Raw genomic sequence first — 476 nt, 5'->3', positions numbered from 1 at the left:
CAGAGCCTCCTCGATTTGCCCGAATTGCTTTGTGGCCGAACGCTTTCGGGCATCGCGAAATAGACCTGTGCGCGCCGGTGGGAAACCGGCCGCCAGGTCGCGGAAAACCGCACTGCCCTGGGTGATTCGACGAATGCGCGGCGTCGGGGATGACGCTTTCGCGCGTGATTCCTACTGGTTCTCGCTCCGGCCGGGTGCCCGTTGTTCTCGGCCGGGATGCGGGTGCCTCCGGGTCATCCGCATCGGTTTGTCGTGCTGTCGATCTCCTCCAACTTCACCGCGCCCACTCGATCTTGGTGAGCGATGCCCTGTCGCCTGCATCACATGGATGCCGTCCATGCATTGCGAAGACTAGGGGCAAAGTGAATAAAACGGAACTTTTTCCCGAAAAAAAGTTGGACGAGCGTCTAGTTGGTTCCGGAGATTACGCGGAGACCGCAGAGAATGTGGGTGCAACCACATGGCGAGGCCAACGT

The sequence above is a fragment of the Nocardia sp. NPDC058058 genome (assembly GCF_042885355.1).
GTDB lineage: Bacteria > Actinomycetota > Actinomycetes > Mycobacteriales > Mycobacteriaceae > Nocardia.
The sequence above is the reverse complement of the archived record's forward strand: the minus strand, read 5'-3'. Positions refer to the sequence as shown.